Source organism: Brachybacterium sp. NBEC-018, assembly GCF_024860185.1.
Lineage (GTDB): Bacteria > Actinomycetota > Actinomycetes > Actinomycetales > Dermabacteraceae > Brachybacterium > Brachybacterium rhamnosum.
On sequence record NZ_CP100650.1, the window covers coordinates 1,585,630 to 1,599,386 of the forward strand.

The following is a 13,757-nucleotide window of genomic DNA, read 5'->3' on the forward strand; positions in this document are numbered from 1 at the left end:
GCACGAGGTTACCGCGAGACCAAACAGTAGAACAGTGTCCAATATGTTGAACACGCGCTAAGGTGGAGCCGACCCCGTTGCCGAACCGGCCTCGCCGCAGAGGACCGAGCGAAGGAGCTCCCGTGTCCACTACCTCTCCCGCCCCCGCCGTCGAGGCCGGCGCCGCCGCGCCCACCGACCGCCTCCGCGTCGTCATCGCCACGGACCTCCCCGAGGACCTCTGCCGCCGCATCGAGGAGGCGCAGCCCCGCGTCGAGGTCGTCCGCGACCATGCGCTCTACCGCCCCCGCCGCGGCCCCGCCGACTGGTCCGGCGACCCCGCCCACGAGCGCACCGCCGAGCAGCAGGCCGCCTTCGAGTCGATGGTCGACTCCGCCGACGTCCTCTTCTCCCTGCCCGACGTCGACCCCGCCGCGCTCGCCCGCACCGTCGCCGCGAACCCGCGACTGCGCTGGGTGCAGGCCATGGCCGCCGGCGGCGGCTCGCAGGTCCTCGCCGCCGGCCTGGACCGCGAGGCCCTCGACCGCATCACCTTCACCACGACCGCCGGCGTGCACGGCCGGCCGCTCGCCGAGTTCGCCCTCTTCGGCGTGCTCGCCGGGGCCAAGACCCTCCCGCGCCTCGGCGCCCAGCAGCGGGCCCACGAGTGGACCGACCGCTGGGAGATGCAGCACCTCGACGAGATGACCGTGCTGGTCGTGGGTCTCGGCGGCATCGGCCGCGCCTGCGCCTCCCTCTTCCGTGCCGCGGGCGCTCAGGTGCTCGGCACGACCCGCAGCGGCGAGGCCGTGGAGGGCGTCGACGAGCTCGTCCCGATCGACGACCTCGCCGCCGCGGCCGCCCGCGCGGACGCGATCGTCGTGACCCTACCCGGCACGGCCGCGACCGAGGGCCTCGTGGGCGAGGAGGTGCTCGCGGCCGTGCGCCCCGGCACGATCGTCGTGAACGTCGGCCGCGGCACCGTGATCGACGAGGTCGCGCTCCATGCCGCCCTCGAGGACGGGCGCGTGGGCTTCGCCGCCCTCGACGTCTTCGCGACCGAGCCGCTGCCGGAGTCGAGCCCCCTGTGGGATCATCCCCGTGTCCTGGTCAGCCCCCACACGGCGGCGCTGTCCTCGCGCGAGGAGGAGCGGATCGTGCGGCTGTTCGTGGACAACCTCGACCGCTTCCTCGACGGGCGGGAGCTGCGCAACGTGGTGGACACCGTCGAGTTCTACTGATCGACCAGGAGTGCCCATGAGCGTCAGCACCGCCCCCGAGGGGCGCGACCCCTCACCCGCCGTGAGCCGTGCGATGGGGGTGCTGCGGGCGCTCGAGGGCGCCGGCGCCCCGCTGACCCTCTCCGAGATCGCCCGCGGGCTCGGGATCGCGAAGTCCTCCGCCTCGAACATCTGCCAGGCCCTCGAGGCGGAGGGCATGATCCAGCGCGCCGAGAGCGGCTACCGCCTGGGGCTGCGCACCGCGGAGCTCGGCGGCGCCTTCGCCGCCCAGTTCAACCAGGTGCGCGAGTTCTACGCCGTCGTCGAGGCGGATCCGCTGCTGCGCGGCCAGGTCGTGCAGGTCGCCATGCTCGACGTGCCCGACGCGATCTACCTCGCCCGCCACGAGGGCCGCCGCGAGCGCCTCGGCACGCCGCTCGGCTCACGCCTGCCGCTCGTGCACTGCGCGGTCGGCAACGCCATGCTGCTCGCCATGGGCGACGCCGAGGTCGAGGAGGTCCTCGGGGCCTCGACCTTCACGCCCTCCACCGAGCTGTCCGTGCGCACCCCGCAGCAGGTGCGCGAGAAGATCGCCGCCGCCCGGGAGCGCGGCTACGCGATCGATCGCGGGGAGTCCTTCGCCGGCGTCCACGGCGTCGCGGCGCCCCTGGACCCCTGGCAGCCCGGGGACCCCCGCATGGCCGTCGGCGTCGCCCTCAGCGCCGCCGAGGCGGACGAGGGCACCGTCGCGGGCATCGGCGAGGCCCTCGTGGGGATCGCCGCCCAGCTCACGAACCCGCTCTCGCGCCGCCCGTCCTGACCTCCGGCCGGCCCTCCGGTGGCGCGGCCGTGGATCCACAGGAAACTCGTTCGTTCAACCTGTTGCACAGCGTTCAGAATTGAGTACAGTGGGCGTCACCCGCGGCGTACGCCGCCCGCACCCGACGCCCTTGCCCGCTTCGGTCGCATCGAAGGAGATGCCATGAGCTCGACGACGAACTCCCCTCACCCCACGGGGGCCCCGCAGCCCGACGCCACGGACCCTGCCGCGGCCGCTGACTATGCCGCCAACCTCCGCCGCGCCACGCTCTCCTCGAGCATCGGCAGCGCGATGGAGTACTTCGACTTCGCGATGTACGGCCTCATGACCGCGCTCGTGTTCAACACCCTGTTCTTCCCCGAGGGCAACCCCGCGATGAACACCGTCGCCGCCTTCGGCATCTACGGCGTCGGCTTCGTCGCCCGCCCCTTCGGCGGACTCATCTTCGGGACCCTCGGCGACCGCCTGGGCCGCAAGTGGGTCCTCGTGATCACCGTGCTGCTGATGGGTGGCGCCTCCACCCTCATCGGCGTGCTGCCCACCTTCCACCAGGCCGGCTTCCTCGCCCCGATCCTGCTCGTGGTGCTCCGCCTCCTGCAGGGACTCGGCGCGGGTGCCGAGCAGGCCGGGGCCACCGTGCTCATGGCCGAGTACTCGCCCGTGCGCCGCCGCGGCTTCTTCTCCGCCCTGCCGTTCATCGGCATCCAGGGCGGCACGCTCCTCGCCGCGCTCGTCTTCTCCCTGCTCACCCTCATGCCCGAGGAGTCCTTCCTCGCCTGGGGCTGGCGCCTGCCCTTCCTCGCCTCGTTCCTGCTGATCATCATCGCGCTGTTCATCCGCTCCCACCTGCGGGAGACCCCCACCTTCGTGCACCTCGAGAAGCACGAGCAGGTCGCCGAGCGGCCGCTGCGGGAGATCTTCACCCGCGGCCGCGCCGGGGTCGTCGTCGGCATCGGCCTGCGCATGGCGGAGAACGGCGGCAGCTACATGTTCCAGTCGCTCGCCCTCGCCTTCGTGACCTCCGCCGCGATCGGCATGGACCGCGGCACCGTCACCTGGGGCGTCACGATCGGTGCGCTCATCGGCATGATCACCGTCCCGCTCTCCGGCCACCTCTCCGACCGGTTCGGCCGCGTTCCCGTCTACCGCGCCGGCGCCGTCTTCATGCTCGCCTACACCTTCCCGGCCTGGTACCTGCTCTCCTCCGCAGGGGAGGGCGTGGCGATCGCCGTCATCGCGATCGGCATCGGCGTCGCCGTGAACACCATGCTCGGCCCGCAGTGCGCGATGCTGCCCGAGCTCTTCGGCGCCAAGCACCGCTACCTCGGCGTGGCCATGGCCCGCGAGATCTCCGCGGTGCTCGCGGGCGGCCTCGCCGGCGTGCTCGGCGCGGCGATGCTCGCCTGGACCGGCGGCAACTGGACCGTGCTCGCCGTCTACATGGGCACCCTCGCCTCGATCACCGTCGCCTCGACCTTCCTCGTCCCCGAGACCCGCGGTCGCGACCTGCTCCGCACGGAGGACGCCCTGCGGATCTCCTGCGACGAGCACGACCACGACGTCCCCGACGTGCCCGCCGCGGCCCTCGCCCAGGTCCCCTCGGAGGGCGCGGCGACGACGGGCGGCGCCGTGGACGGCGGCCGCAGGACTGTCGACGGCGCGACCGTCGACGGCGCGTCCGTCGGCCGTGCGTCCGTCGGACCCGAGGCCGCCGGGGCGGGGCGGACCCCGCTGCCGACGACCGCCGGCTGACGGCACCCGCCCCTCCCGGGGGCACAGGAACGCCGGAGGGCGCTGGGAGATCTCCCAGCGCCCTCCGGCGTTCGTCGTGCACCCCGAGGGTGCTCCGCTCAGGAGCGGCGGCGGTACCGCTCGGAGCTGCGGGTCGTGGGCAGCAGGGTGTCCGCCTGCTCGAGGGACAGCCCGTTCGTCTCCGGCAGGAACAGCTTCACGAACAGCAGCGAGATCACCGCGAAGGCCGTGAAGATGCCGTAGGCGAGGCCCAGGGAGATCTCCGCGACCACCGGGAAGGAGGTGCTCACGATGAAGTTCGCGATCCAGTGCATGCCGGTCGCCACCCCCATCGCCTTGCCGCGCAGGCGGGTCGGGAAGATCTCGCCCAGCAGCACCCACAGCACCGGGCCCCAGGTCGCGCCGAAGAACACCACGTAGAGGTTCGCGGCGACCAGCGCGATCGGGCCCCACGCGCCCGGCAGGGACGGCGCGCCGTCCACCTCGACGGACTGCGAGAAGGACAGGGCGAGCGTCGCGAGGGTGACGATCATGCCGACCGAGCCGATCAGCAGCAGCAGGCGCCGGCCGATCCGGTCCACGAGACCGATCGCGATGAAGGTGACGGCGATGTTCACCAGTCCCGTCACCACGGAGATCGTGAACGAGTCGGACTCCGTGAAGCCCACGGACTGCCACAGGGTCGTGGAGTAGTAGAAGATCGCGTTGATGCCCACGAACTGCTGGAGCATGCCCGCCGCGATGCCGACCCACACGATCGGCTTCAGGCCCAGCAGGCTGCCCTTGAGGGAGCCCGAGCGGCCGATCTCCTCGTCCTTGAGCGCCTCGCGGATGTCCCGCAGCTCGCGGTCCATCTCCTCGGGCGCGACGATCGTCGCGAGCACCTCGCGGGCCTTCTCCTCCTTGCCCTTCATCATGAGGAAGCGCGGGGACTCGGGGATCACGAGCGCGACCACGCCGTAGACGACGGCGGGCACGGCGCCCACGAGGAACATCCAGCGCCAGGCCGGCAGGCCCAGCCAGAGCTGCTGGGCGGCGCCGCCGGCGCTGTTGGCGAGCACCGCGTTGGAGAGCAGCGCGGCGAAGATGCCGATCGTGATGGCGAGCTGCTGGAGGGAGGCGAGGCGGCCGCGGATCTTCCGGGGCGCGATCTCCGCGATGTACGTGGGGGCGGTGACCGAGGCGATGCCGATGCCGAGGCCGCCGATGATCCGCCAGATCACCAGATCCGCGACGCCGAAGGCGAGGCCCGCGCCGATCGAGGAGGAGAGGAACAGGACGGCGCCCACGAGCATCACCGGGATGCGGCCCCAGCGGTTCGCGAGACGACCGGCGAAGTAGGCGCCCACCGCGCAGCCCAGCAGGGCGCTCGCGACCGCGAAGCCGGTGATCGCGGGGTCGAGGCCGAACTGTCCCTCGATCGCGCCGACGGCGCCGTTGACCACGGAGGAGTCGAAGCCGAACAGGAACCCGCCGAGGGCGCCCGCGATGGCCAGCGCGAGCACGCGCGCGCTCAGCGCCTTCGCGCCGGGGGCGGGGGAGTCGGGCGGCTCCGCGACGGTGCGGCGGGGTTCAGTGGACACGGAGGGCTCCGATGCTCGGGGACGTCTGGCACGACGCCGGATCGGGGCGACCATGCGGATTCCCCCGAACCGACTGTGGCGGCGATGAGGATAGACCCTTCGACGGGGCGGCTGCGAGACGGTGTCAGCGGCACGACAGGGGACGGTCGGTCCATTCCGTGGCCGTGAACGTGCACATCCGCGCGCCGCGGGGGTAGGTTCGACGCAGCGGTCCCTGCCACCGGCATCCCGTGTCCCGCTCCCTCCCTTCCCTCGATGTGAGATCACCGATGACTGCGCCCGACGACGACCGCACCCCGTCGCAGCCCACCCCCGCACCCGAGACCCGCCGGTCCGGCGGCCCCCACCAGGACTCCGAGCCGCGCACCTTCACCGGCCCCATCCCCACCACGATGACCGGCGGCATCCCGGTGCTCGAGGACCTCGCCGACCGCGACCTCGCGCACCTCCCCAGCGAGGCCGAGTACGCCCGCACCCGCTCCAAGGTCACCGTCATGGTGATCGTCGTGCTCACGACCCTCAGCGCGATCGGCCCGCTCGCGACCGACATGTACATCCCGGCGTTCCCGGACGTGACGAGCGACCTCGGCACCACGGCCGCCCTCCTGCAGCTGACGATCACCGCGTTCTTCGTCGGCACCGCGGGCGGTCAGATCGTCGCCGGCCCGCTCTCCGACCGCCTCGGCCGCCGCGGACCGCTGCTCGTCGGCATCGTGCTGTGCCTCGTCGGCTCGATCGTCTGCGCCCTCGCCCCGAACATCCAGGTGCTCCTGATCTTCCGCGTGCTGCAGGGGATCGGCGGCGGCTTCGGCATGGTGCTGGGCCGCGCGGTCCTCATCGACCTCACCGACGGCCCCGAGCTGTTCCGCACCATGAACATCATGCAGGGCGTGGGCGGCGTCGCCCCGATCGTCGCCCCGCTGCTGGGCGGGCTGATCCTGCTGGTCGGCCAGTGGCGCGAGGTGTTCCTCGTGATCGCCGCGATGTCCCTGATCTCGCTGATCGGCGTGCTGCTGCTGATCCCCGAGTCGCTGCCGCGCTCCCGGCGCCACAGCGGCGGGTTCCGGCTGTTCCTCACGAGCACCGGGGACCTCCTGCGCCGCCCCCAGTTCACCTCGTACATGATGGTCAACGCGTTCTCCGCGTTCTCCCTCATGGCCTACGTCGCCGCCTCCTCCTTCGTCATGCAGGAGATGCTCGGCTTCAGCTCGCAGGAGTACTCGGTGCTCTTCGCGATCAACTCGGTGGGCATGATGGCCATGTCGCTCACCTCCGCGCGGCTCTCCGGCCGCGTGGCGCCGCGCACCCTCGTGAAGGTCGGCCTCTCGGTGACGTCCGTCGCCTCCGTGAGCCTGCTGATCGGCGCGCTGCTGCTGGGCACCCCGGCGTGGATCGTCATCCCGGGCTTCTTCCTCATGGTCGCCCCGCAGGGCCTCATCTTCGGCAACGCGGGCGCCCTCGCCTCACGGGAGGCGCTGGACCGCGCGGGCACCGGCTCCGCCCTGCTGGGCCTCGGCTTCTCGTTCTCCGCCTCGATCGCCTCGCCGCTCGTGGGCGTCGCGGGCACCGAGTCCGCCGTGCCGATGGGCATCGTCATGGTCGTCGGCGTCGCCGCCTCGGTCACGTGCCTCGTGATCGCGGGCCGCACCCGGCACCGCGCGACGGCCTGAGCCTCCCCGCTCCTCAGCGGGCGGGGCGCCGCTCCTCGGGGCGCTCAAGCGCGGAGTTCAGCGCCCACAGCGCCGCGTAGAGCACACCGGCCACGGGCCAGATGATCCAGGTGCGATCCCAGTCGCCGGTGAAGAAGCTCCATGCGAGGTAGACCCCTGCGAAGACGGGCCAGTACACCGCGGCGATCGCGCGGACGGCGGGCGAGGAGCTGTTCTCGAGCGACTCCTCGGCGGTCTCGGTGGAGAGCAGCGTCTCGGCGACGTCGGAGGACCAGCTCGTGGAGAACATGAAGGCGATGCCGAGCGCGACCATGACCAGCGTGCCCACCACGCCGTAGAGCGGCAGGACGCTGCTGCTGTCGCCGTCCGCCGCGAAGGCGGTGAGCACCACCGGCGCGGCGGCGAGGATCCACAGCGTGGTCGCGACGGCGCCGCCGATCGCGCGGGTGCGGGCGTGCTCGGTGCGGAGGTCCGCGGCGTAGCGGCGCACCTCGGGGGAGGGGCGCGCCGTCCCCTCGGTCACGTCCTCGAAGCCGGCGAGGCGGGCCCCGCGGACGGTCATCAGCACCACGCCGGCGGCGACGAGCACCAGCAGCAGCACGAGCCCGATCCCGATCGCCCAGGGGGCGGGCTCGGGGACGACCGTGCCGTGCACGGCGATCGCGAGCATCAGGGGCGCGGGGCACAGCACGAACAGCACGATCGAGGCGGCGGAGAACCCCTGGACCCCGCGTGCGGCGGCGGCGTACTCCTGCGCCCGCGGGAGGTCGAGGGTGGGGCGGTCCTCGGTGTCGGGGTGCGCACCGTGCGCGGCGCGTCCCAGCTCGCGGTCGATGCCGAGCTCGCCGGCGACCTCCTCGAGACTGCCGAAGTCCGCGATGACGCGGCCCAGGGCCTGCGACTCGGTCAGGCCCTCGCCCATGAGGCCCTGCACGGAGTCCTCCATCATGTCCCGCAGCTCGATGCGGGCCTCCCGCATGCGGGCGGTGTCGGGGTAGGGCGCGAAGAGGGTGTCGAGATAGGAGTCGATGACGCTCATGACGGGACCTGGTCCTGTTCGTGGGAGGGCTGTGCTGCGGGGGAGGGCTGCGCGTCGCCGGAGGGGCGGGCGAACTGGTCGACGAGGGCGCGCGTGCTGCGCCATTCGTCGCGCTTCAGGGCGAGCTGCTCGTGGCCCTCGGCGGTGAGGGCGTAGTAGGTGCGGGGCTTGCCGGTCTCGGAGAGCTCCTCGTGCGCGTCGAGGAGACCCTGGGACTGCAGGCGCTTGACCGCCGTGTAGAGGGTGGTCTGCTTGATCGTGTACTCGCCGGAGGAGCGGCGCTCGAGCGTCTTGGAGATCTCGTAGGCGTAGGAGCGCCCGTGCTCGAGGATCGCGAGCAGGATCAGATCGATGTGCCCGCGGATCGCGTCGGCTCCGATCATCGGTCCTCCTCGTCGTGATGGCGGGGAGAACGTCCCCCTGCTACGGCGACCGTACTACGGCAGACGTACTACGGCAAGGGGTGCTGGGCGGGTCGAGGGTGCGCGAGTGCTCGCGGCACGCCGCCGTCGGGCCCAGGCTCGTCGGGCCCAGGTCCGACGGCGGCGGGCCGTCGGGCTCAGGCCCGTCGGGACCGCGGTGCCCGGTCGCGCCGCCCGTAGGTCATCCGCCGCAGCAGGGCCTCCGCCGGCCCGCGCCGTCCGTGCGCCTCGAGCCAGGCCGCGAGCGGCAGTGAGGCGAGCCAGACCAGCAGGGCGATGCCCACGGCCGCCGCCGTCCCGAGGTTCCCGCCGAGGCCCAGGCCCCACGAGGCCATGATCGGCGCGAGCAGCAGGGACTGGAACAGATAGGAGCTCAGCGAGCGCTGCCCCACCGCGGCCAGCGCCCGCTCCACGCGGCCGGGCGCGCGGCGCCGGGGCGGGACGTCGACGTCGGCCGCGACGCCGATCGCGCGCTCGGCGGGCAGCAGGTCGCGGTCCGCGCCGCGTGCGGGGGCAGGGGCCTCCGTGCGCGGCTCACGGCCCTCGAGCCGCAGCGCGAGCAGGCCGAACGCCGCGGCATAGCCGGCCCCGCAGGCGACGCCCGTGAGCGAGGTCAGCGCGGTGAGCATCCATGGGGTGGCCGCGGGCAGCGGCATCACCCCGGCGACCGCGAGCGCCTCCGGCACCCCGCCCAGCCAGCCGATGCCGATCCCGACCACGGCGATCCGGCGCAGCAGGACCACGTGGCGCCACGGTTCGTCGAGGATCCGCCGCCGCGCCGCGAGCCAGCCCAGGAGGATCGGCAGCGGCGCCGTCGTGATCGCGGCGATCGGCGTCATCGCCGCCCACAGCGACAGCCGGTACAGCACCGAGGGCAGGTACGGCTCCCCGTAGGCGAGGGGCCGCGCCGTGCCGGTGCCGCCCTGCTCCATGCCCGCCTCCATCGCGCCCAGGACCTCCGGCGGGGCGAACAGCGACAGCGTCACGCCCGCGAGGATCGAGAGCAGCGCGCCCAGCGCCAGGAGGATCGTGAGGACCGTGACCCAGATCCGCAGGGTGCGGGAGGTCCGGCCGAAGAACCACCACACGAGCACGAGGCCCGCGAGCGCGTAGGTGCCCAGGATGTCGCCGTAGAACAGCAGCGCGGCGTGCAGGAGGCCCAGCAGGAGCATCGCCCAGTGCCGGCGCCGCAGCATCGTCCGCACCGCCCGCGGGTCCATCCCGCGCTCCGCCCGGGAGCGGGCGAACTGCACCATCCCGTAGCCGAACAGCATCGCGAACAGCGGCATCGCCCGGTGATCGACGGCGATCGTCATGATCACCTGCACCACGGTGTCGAGCGGACCGGTGGCCGGCACGTGCGGGGTCATCCCCGCGGACTCCGCAGTGCCCCACAGGTACCAGGAGACGTTCGCGACGGCGATCAGCGCGAGCATCAGCCCGCGGGCGACGTCCGGGGCGAGCGAGCGGGTCGCCCGGACAGGTGCGGCGGGGACCGGGGCGGCGGAGGGGAGGGGTGCGGGGCGCGGGTCCATGGTCGGTCCTTCAGCGGGCACGGCGGCGGTGGACGAGCTCCCACGGTAGGTCGCGGGACCCGTCGCACGCCCCCGACCTTGGTCTTCCCGCGGGCCGCCCCGGGGCGGGTGGGAAGCCCCACTGCGCCACGGCCCGGCGGGCCCGCTCCGGGCCGCCGCGCCCGCCTAGACTGGCGACGATCAACTCCCAGACGTGACAGTGAGGCTGCGGTGAACGACCACCTGAAGACGACCGTCCAGGCGATCAACTGGAACCGGATCCCGGATCCGAAGGACCAGGAGGTCTGGGATCGCCTGACCGGCAACTTCTGGCTCCCCGAGAAGGTGCCGCTCTCCAACGACATCCAGTCGTGGGGCCGGCTCACCGAGCAGGAGCAGACCCTCACCATGCGCGTGTTCACGGGGCTCACGCTCCTGGACACTGTGCAGGGCACGGTGGGCGCGGTCTCCCTGATCCCCGACGCGGTGACCCCCCACGAGGAGGCGGTGTACACGAACATCGCGTTCATGGAGTCCGTGCACGCGAAGTCCTACTCGCAGATCTTCTCGACGCTCTCGAACACGAAGCAGATCGACGACGCCTTCCGCTGGAGCGAGGAGAACTCCGCGCTGCAGAAGAAGGCCGGGATCGTCATGGGCTACTACCAGGGCGACGACCCGGAGAAGCGCAAGATCGCCTCGACGCTGCTCGAGTCCTTCCTCTTCTACTCGGGCTTCTACCTGCCCATGCACTACTCGAGCCACGGCCAGCTCACGAACACCGCGGACATCATCCGCCTGATCATCCGTGACGAGGCCGTGCACGGCTACTACATCGGCTACAAGTTCCAGAAGGCCTACGAGCAGGCCTCCGCGGAGCGCCAGGCCGAGCTCAAGGACTACACCTTCTCCCTGCTCTTCGAGCTGTACGAGAACGAGGAGGAGTACACGGAGGACCTCTACGACCCGGTGGGCTGGACCGAGGAGGTCAAGACCTTCCTGCGGTACAACGCGAACAAGGCGCTCATGAACCTCGGCTTCGAGGCGCTCTTCCCGGCGGACCAGGTCGAGGTGAACCCCGCGATCCTCGCGGCGCTCTCCCCGAACGCGGACGAGAACCACGACTTCTTCTCCGGCTCCGGCTCGAGCTACGTCATGGGCAAGGCCGTCGACACGGACGACGACGACTGGGACTTCTGATCTCCTGAGCCCGCCCCGGGATGCCGGGGCGGAGGGGGCCCGGGTCTGCGCAGCGGCGCAGGCCCGGGCCCCGTCGCTTCTATGAGGCGCGCGTGCCGGCCGCAGCGGTCGCGACAGGGGGTGCCGGCAGCAGCTCGTCCGCGAGGGTGCGGGCGGTCGTCCGCAGCGTCCCGACGTCCATCCCGGAGCGCCCCATGAAGGTCAGCCCCTGCTGCGCGGCGAGCAGCGCCCGCGCGGTGGCGACCGGGTCGGTGGAGCCGGGCAGGTCGCCCTCGTGCTGCGCCCGCTCCACGCACTCAGCGAGGAGCGCCGTCGTCGCCTCGTAGGCCCGCCGGGCCTCGGCCGCCACATCGGGGTCGCTCGAGGCGAGCTCCGTGGTGCTGTTGGCCAGGAGGCAGCCGCGCCGGGCCGCCGCCCCCTCGGGGTCGCCCACCGGTGACATCACGAAGGAGCGCAGCGCCTCGAGGGCGCTCGGCGCCTCGTCGAAGGATGCCCGCAGCCCGCGGTCGAGCGACTCGGTGTAGCGGCGCAGCGCCTGGAGGAAGAGCGCGTGCTTGTCCCCGAAGGCGGCATAGAGGCTGCCCTTGCCCAGGCCGCTGACCTGCATGAGGTCCTGCAGGGAGGTCGCCGCGTAGCCCGCGTCCCAGAACTGGTCGCAGACGGCGGTGAGCACGGCGTCCTCGTCGAACTGTCTCGGTCGTGCCATGCCGTCACCGTACTGGTTCTTGACCGATCGGTCCAGCACGCCTAATCTGGACCGATCGGTCAAGAACCGGTGCGGGCACGGGACCCCAGCATCCCGGCACGCCCGCCGCACCCGCACAGAGGATGGACAGACATGGGTCACATGATCGGGAAGACCGCACTGGTCACCGGCGGCAGCACGGGCATCGGGCTCGCCGCCGCCACGCGTCTCGTCGAGGAGGGCGCCCACGTCTACCTCACGGGACGGCGCACGCGAGAGCTCGAGGCCGCCGCCGAGGCCCTGGGCGAGCGGGCGATCGCGATCCGGAACGACGTCTCCGACCTCGACGACCTCGACCGCCTGTTCGCGCGGATCGCCGACGACGGCCGCCGGCTCGACGTGCTCGTCGCGAACGCCGGCGGCGGGGAGTCCGGGCAGGAGCTGGAGACGCTCACGCCGGAGAGCTTCGACCGGACCTTCGGGATCAACGTGCGCGGCACCGTCTTCACGGTCCAGAAGGCGCTCCCGCTGATGGTCGACGGCGGCAGCATCGTGCTCACCGGCTCCACCTCGGCCCGCCGCGGGGTCCCCGGGTTCGGCGTCTACTCCGCGACCAAGGCGGCGCTGCGCCAGTTCGCGCGGGTCTGGGCGGCGGAGCTCGCCCCGCGCGGCGTGCGCGTGAACGTCATCGTCCCCGGGCCGACGGACACCCCCGGGCTGCGCGGCCTCGCCGGGGACCCGGAGCGGCTCGCGCCCATGCTCGAGGGCATGGCCCGGAGCACGGCGCTGGGCCGCCTGGGCTCACCGACGGAGATCGCCGAGGCCGTCCTCTTCCTCGCCTCCGACCGCTCGAGCTTCATGACGGGCAGCGAGCTGTTCGTCGACGGCGGCGAGGTGCAGGTCTACCCCTGAGCCTCCGCGGCAGGAGCCCCGCGGATGCTGTGGCACTGTGTCGTGCGAGAGACGTGCGTGCAGGGGAGGGGCAGAGGATGGGGAGCACCGGCGACTGGGGCGGCGCCGGGCGCGGCGACGGGCGCGGCGACGCCTTGCCGGGCCGGGGGACGTCGATCACCGGCCGAGGGTCCGCGACCACCGTGCGCCTCCACGACCTGGCGGTCGACGCCGACGCCGCCCTCCGGGCGCAGGTCGCCGCGCTCGCCGGGGTGCCGGCCGACGCCGTGCGCACCGGGCGTCTGTGCCCCGCCTGCGGCTCCTCCGCGCACGGGCGGCCCTGGGCTCGGGTGACGGGGCGTGCGGAGAGCATCGGGCTCCGGAACAGGGTCGAGAGCGATGCCGGGATCGGGGTGAGCCTGTCCCGGTCCGGCCCCCACCTGCTGACCGCGGTGCACCTCGGAGGCGGGATCGGCGTGGACATCGAGGAGATCGCCGCGGTCGACGACCGCTGGGACCCGTCGCTCGTCCTCGCCCCGGGGGAGGAGCACCTCGCCCGCACGGCGGAGGGCCGGGCCCGGCTGTGGGCCGGCAAGGAGGCGGTGCTCAAGCTGCTCGGCACGGGCCTGCGCACGCCCATGCCGGAGATCCGGCTCGCCGACGTCGACGTGCGGCAGGTCGCGGCGCCGTCCGGCTTCGTCGCCGCGGTCGCGCTGCCGGCCGGCCCACCGGACTGATCCGCGGCCCGCGATCGTGCGGCCCGTCGACCCGTCGGCCCGTCGGCCCCCGTCGGCCCATCGGGCGGAGCCGCGGCGGGGACGGGACGTCATCGCGCAGATGGGGCCGAAAAGCCGGGGACCTGCGCGACGACGTCCCGTGTCCCCGGGGCTTGCGGGACCTCTTCGTACGGGTCGGGCCCCATGAGCGGACATGCGGTCGAAGAGGTCCCGCAGCCCGGCCGACGGACCGGTGGCCGACGAGG

At 72.9% G+C, this 13,757-nt stretch carries 12 protein-coding genes; 7 read left to right on the forward strand and 5 right to left on the reverse strand.

Translation table 11 applies throughout. The features are described from left to right. The first annotated feature begins 122 nt into the window (after positions 1–122). From NLU66_RS07065 to NLU66_RS07075, 3 genes are all read left to right on the forward strand, one after another. Entirely contained in the window at positions 123–1,220 is a 1,098-nt protein-coding gene (locus tag NLU66_RS07065; RefSeq protein WP_259362222.1) for a D-2-hydroxyacid dehydrogenase, read from the forward strand. Between the two features lie 16 nt (positions 1,221–1,236). After that, positions 1,237–2,019, forward strand: a complete 783-nt coding sequence (locus NLU66_RS07070) for an IclR family transcriptional regulator (RefSeq protein ID WP_259362223.1) — start codon at positions 1,237–1,239, stop codon at positions 2,017–2,019. 162 nt (positions 2,020–2,181) lie between these two features. Then, the gene (locus tag NLU66_RS07075; protein ID WP_259362224.1) at positions 2,182–3,771 is read left to right on the forward strand and encodes an MFS transporter; all 1,590 of its coding nucleotides are present in this window, start codon (positions 2,182–2,184) and stop codon (positions 3,769–3,771) included. A gap of 98 nt (positions 3,772–3,869) precedes the next feature. Here NLU66_RS07075 and NLU66_RS07080 read toward each other — a convergent pair whose 3' ends face one another. After that, entirely contained in the window at positions 3,870–5,354 is a 1,485-nt protein-coding gene (locus NLU66_RS07080) for a sugar porter family MFS transporter (protein WP_416232186.1), read from the reverse strand. A gap of 269 nt (positions 5,355–5,623) precedes the next feature. Here NLU66_RS07080 and NLU66_RS07085 point away from each other — a divergent pair, with 269 nt between their 5' ends. Continuing rightward, positions 5,624–7,024, forward strand: coding sequence for a multidrug effflux MFS transporter (locus tag NLU66_RS07085; protein WP_259362225.1), 1,401 nt, complete (start codon positions 5,624–5,626; stop codon positions 7,022–7,024). A gap of 13 nt (positions 7,025–7,037) precedes the next feature. Here the strand turns inward: NLU66_RS07085 and NLU66_RS07090 are convergent, their stop codons facing one another. From NLU66_RS07090 to NLU66_RS07100, 3 genes are all read right to left on the reverse strand, one after another. Then, on the reverse strand, positions 7,038–8,063 hold the full coding sequence (locus tag NLU66_RS07090) for a permease prefix domain 1-containing protein (protein WP_259362226.1): 1,026 nt from the start codon (positions 8,061–8,063) through the stop codon (positions 7,038–7,040). Next, positions 8,060–8,446, reverse strand: a complete 387-nt coding sequence (locus tag NLU66_RS07095; protein ID WP_259362227.1) for a PadR family transcriptional regulator — start codon at positions 8,444–8,446, stop codon at positions 8,060–8,062. Before NLU66_RS07095 ends, NLU66_RS07090 begins: the two co-directional genes overlap by 4 nt. A 176-nt stretch (positions 8,447–8,622) precedes the next feature. After that, a complete protein-coding gene (locus NLU66_RS07100) occupies positions 8,623–10,020 on the reverse strand; it encodes a DUF418 domain-containing protein (protein WP_259362228.1) in 1,398 nt (465 codons plus the stop codon). Between the two features lie 210 nt (positions 10,021–10,230). Between NLU66_RS07100 and nrdF the strand changes: the two genes are divergently transcribed. Next, complete coding sequence (gene nrdF / locus NLU66_RS07105; RefSeq protein WP_259362229.1) at positions 10,231–11,199, forward strand: class 1b ribonucleoside-diphosphate reductase subunit beta; 969 nt, start codon at positions 10,231–10,233, stop codon at positions 11,197–11,199. Between the two features lie 79 nt (positions 11,200–11,278). On the opposite strand, the gene NLU66_RS07110 is transcribed toward nrdF, so the two are convergent. Continuing rightward, complete coding sequence (locus tag NLU66_RS07110) at positions 11,279–11,905, reverse strand: TetR/AcrR family transcriptional regulator (protein ID WP_259362230.1); 627 nt, start codon at positions 11,903–11,905, stop codon at positions 11,279–11,281. A 132-nt stretch (positions 11,906–12,037) separates the two neighbouring features. Between NLU66_RS07110 and NLU66_RS07115 the strand changes: the two genes are divergently transcribed. Next, positions 12,038–12,796, forward strand: coding sequence for an SDR family NAD(P)-dependent oxidoreductase (locus NLU66_RS07115; protein ID WP_259362231.1), 759 nt, complete (start codon positions 12,038–12,040; stop codon positions 12,794–12,796). A gap of 77 nt (positions 12,797–12,873) precedes the next feature. After that, on the forward strand, positions 12,874–13,512 hold the full coding sequence (locus NLU66_RS07120; protein ID WP_259362232.1) for a 4'-phosphopantetheinyl transferase family protein: 639 nt from the start codon (positions 12,874–12,876) through the stop codon (positions 13,510–13,512). Positions 13,513–13,757 lie beyond the last annotated feature (245 nt).

What these genes read in the sequence shown, in the direction of transcription:
- NLU66_RS07070 (WP_259362223.1), top strand. Translation starts at nt 1,237, where the DNA reads ATGAGCGTCAGCACCGCCCCCGAGGGGCGCGACCCCTCACCCGCCGTG.
- NLU66_RS07075 (WP_259362224.1), top strand. Translation starts at nt 2,182, where the DNA reads ATGAGCTCGACGACGAACTCCCCTCACCCCACGGGGGCCCCGCAGCCC.
- NLU66_RS07085 (WP_259362225.1), top strand. Translation starts at nt 5,624, where the DNA reads ATGACTGCGCCCGACGACGACCGCACCCCGTCGCAGCCCACCCCCGCA.
- NLU66_RS07090 (WP_259362226.1), bottom strand. Translation starts at nt 8,063, where the DNA reads ATGAGCGTCATCGACTCCTATCTCGACACCCTCTTCGCGCCCTACCCC.
- NLU66_RS07095 (WP_259362227.1), bottom strand. Translation starts at nt 8,446, where the DNA reads ATGATCGGAGCCGACGCGATCCGCGGGCACATCGATCTGATCCTGCTC.
- NLU66_RS07100 (WP_259362228.1), bottom strand. Translation starts at nt 10,020, where the DNA reads ATGGACCCGCGCCCCGCACCCCTCCCCTCCGCCGCCCCGGTCCCCGCC.
- NLU66_RS07110 (WP_259362230.1), bottom strand. Translation starts at nt 11,905, where the DNA reads ATGGCACGACCGAGACAGTTCGACGAGGACGCCGTGCTCACCGCCGTC.
- NLU66_RS07115 (WP_259362231.1), top strand. Translation starts at nt 12,038, where the DNA reads ATGGGTCACATGATCGGGAAGACCGCACTGGTCACCGGCGGCAGCACG.
- NLU66_RS07120 (WP_259362232.1), top strand. Translation starts at nt 12,874, where the DNA reads ATGGGGAGCACCGGCGACTGGGGCGGCGCCGGGCGCGGCGACGGGCGC.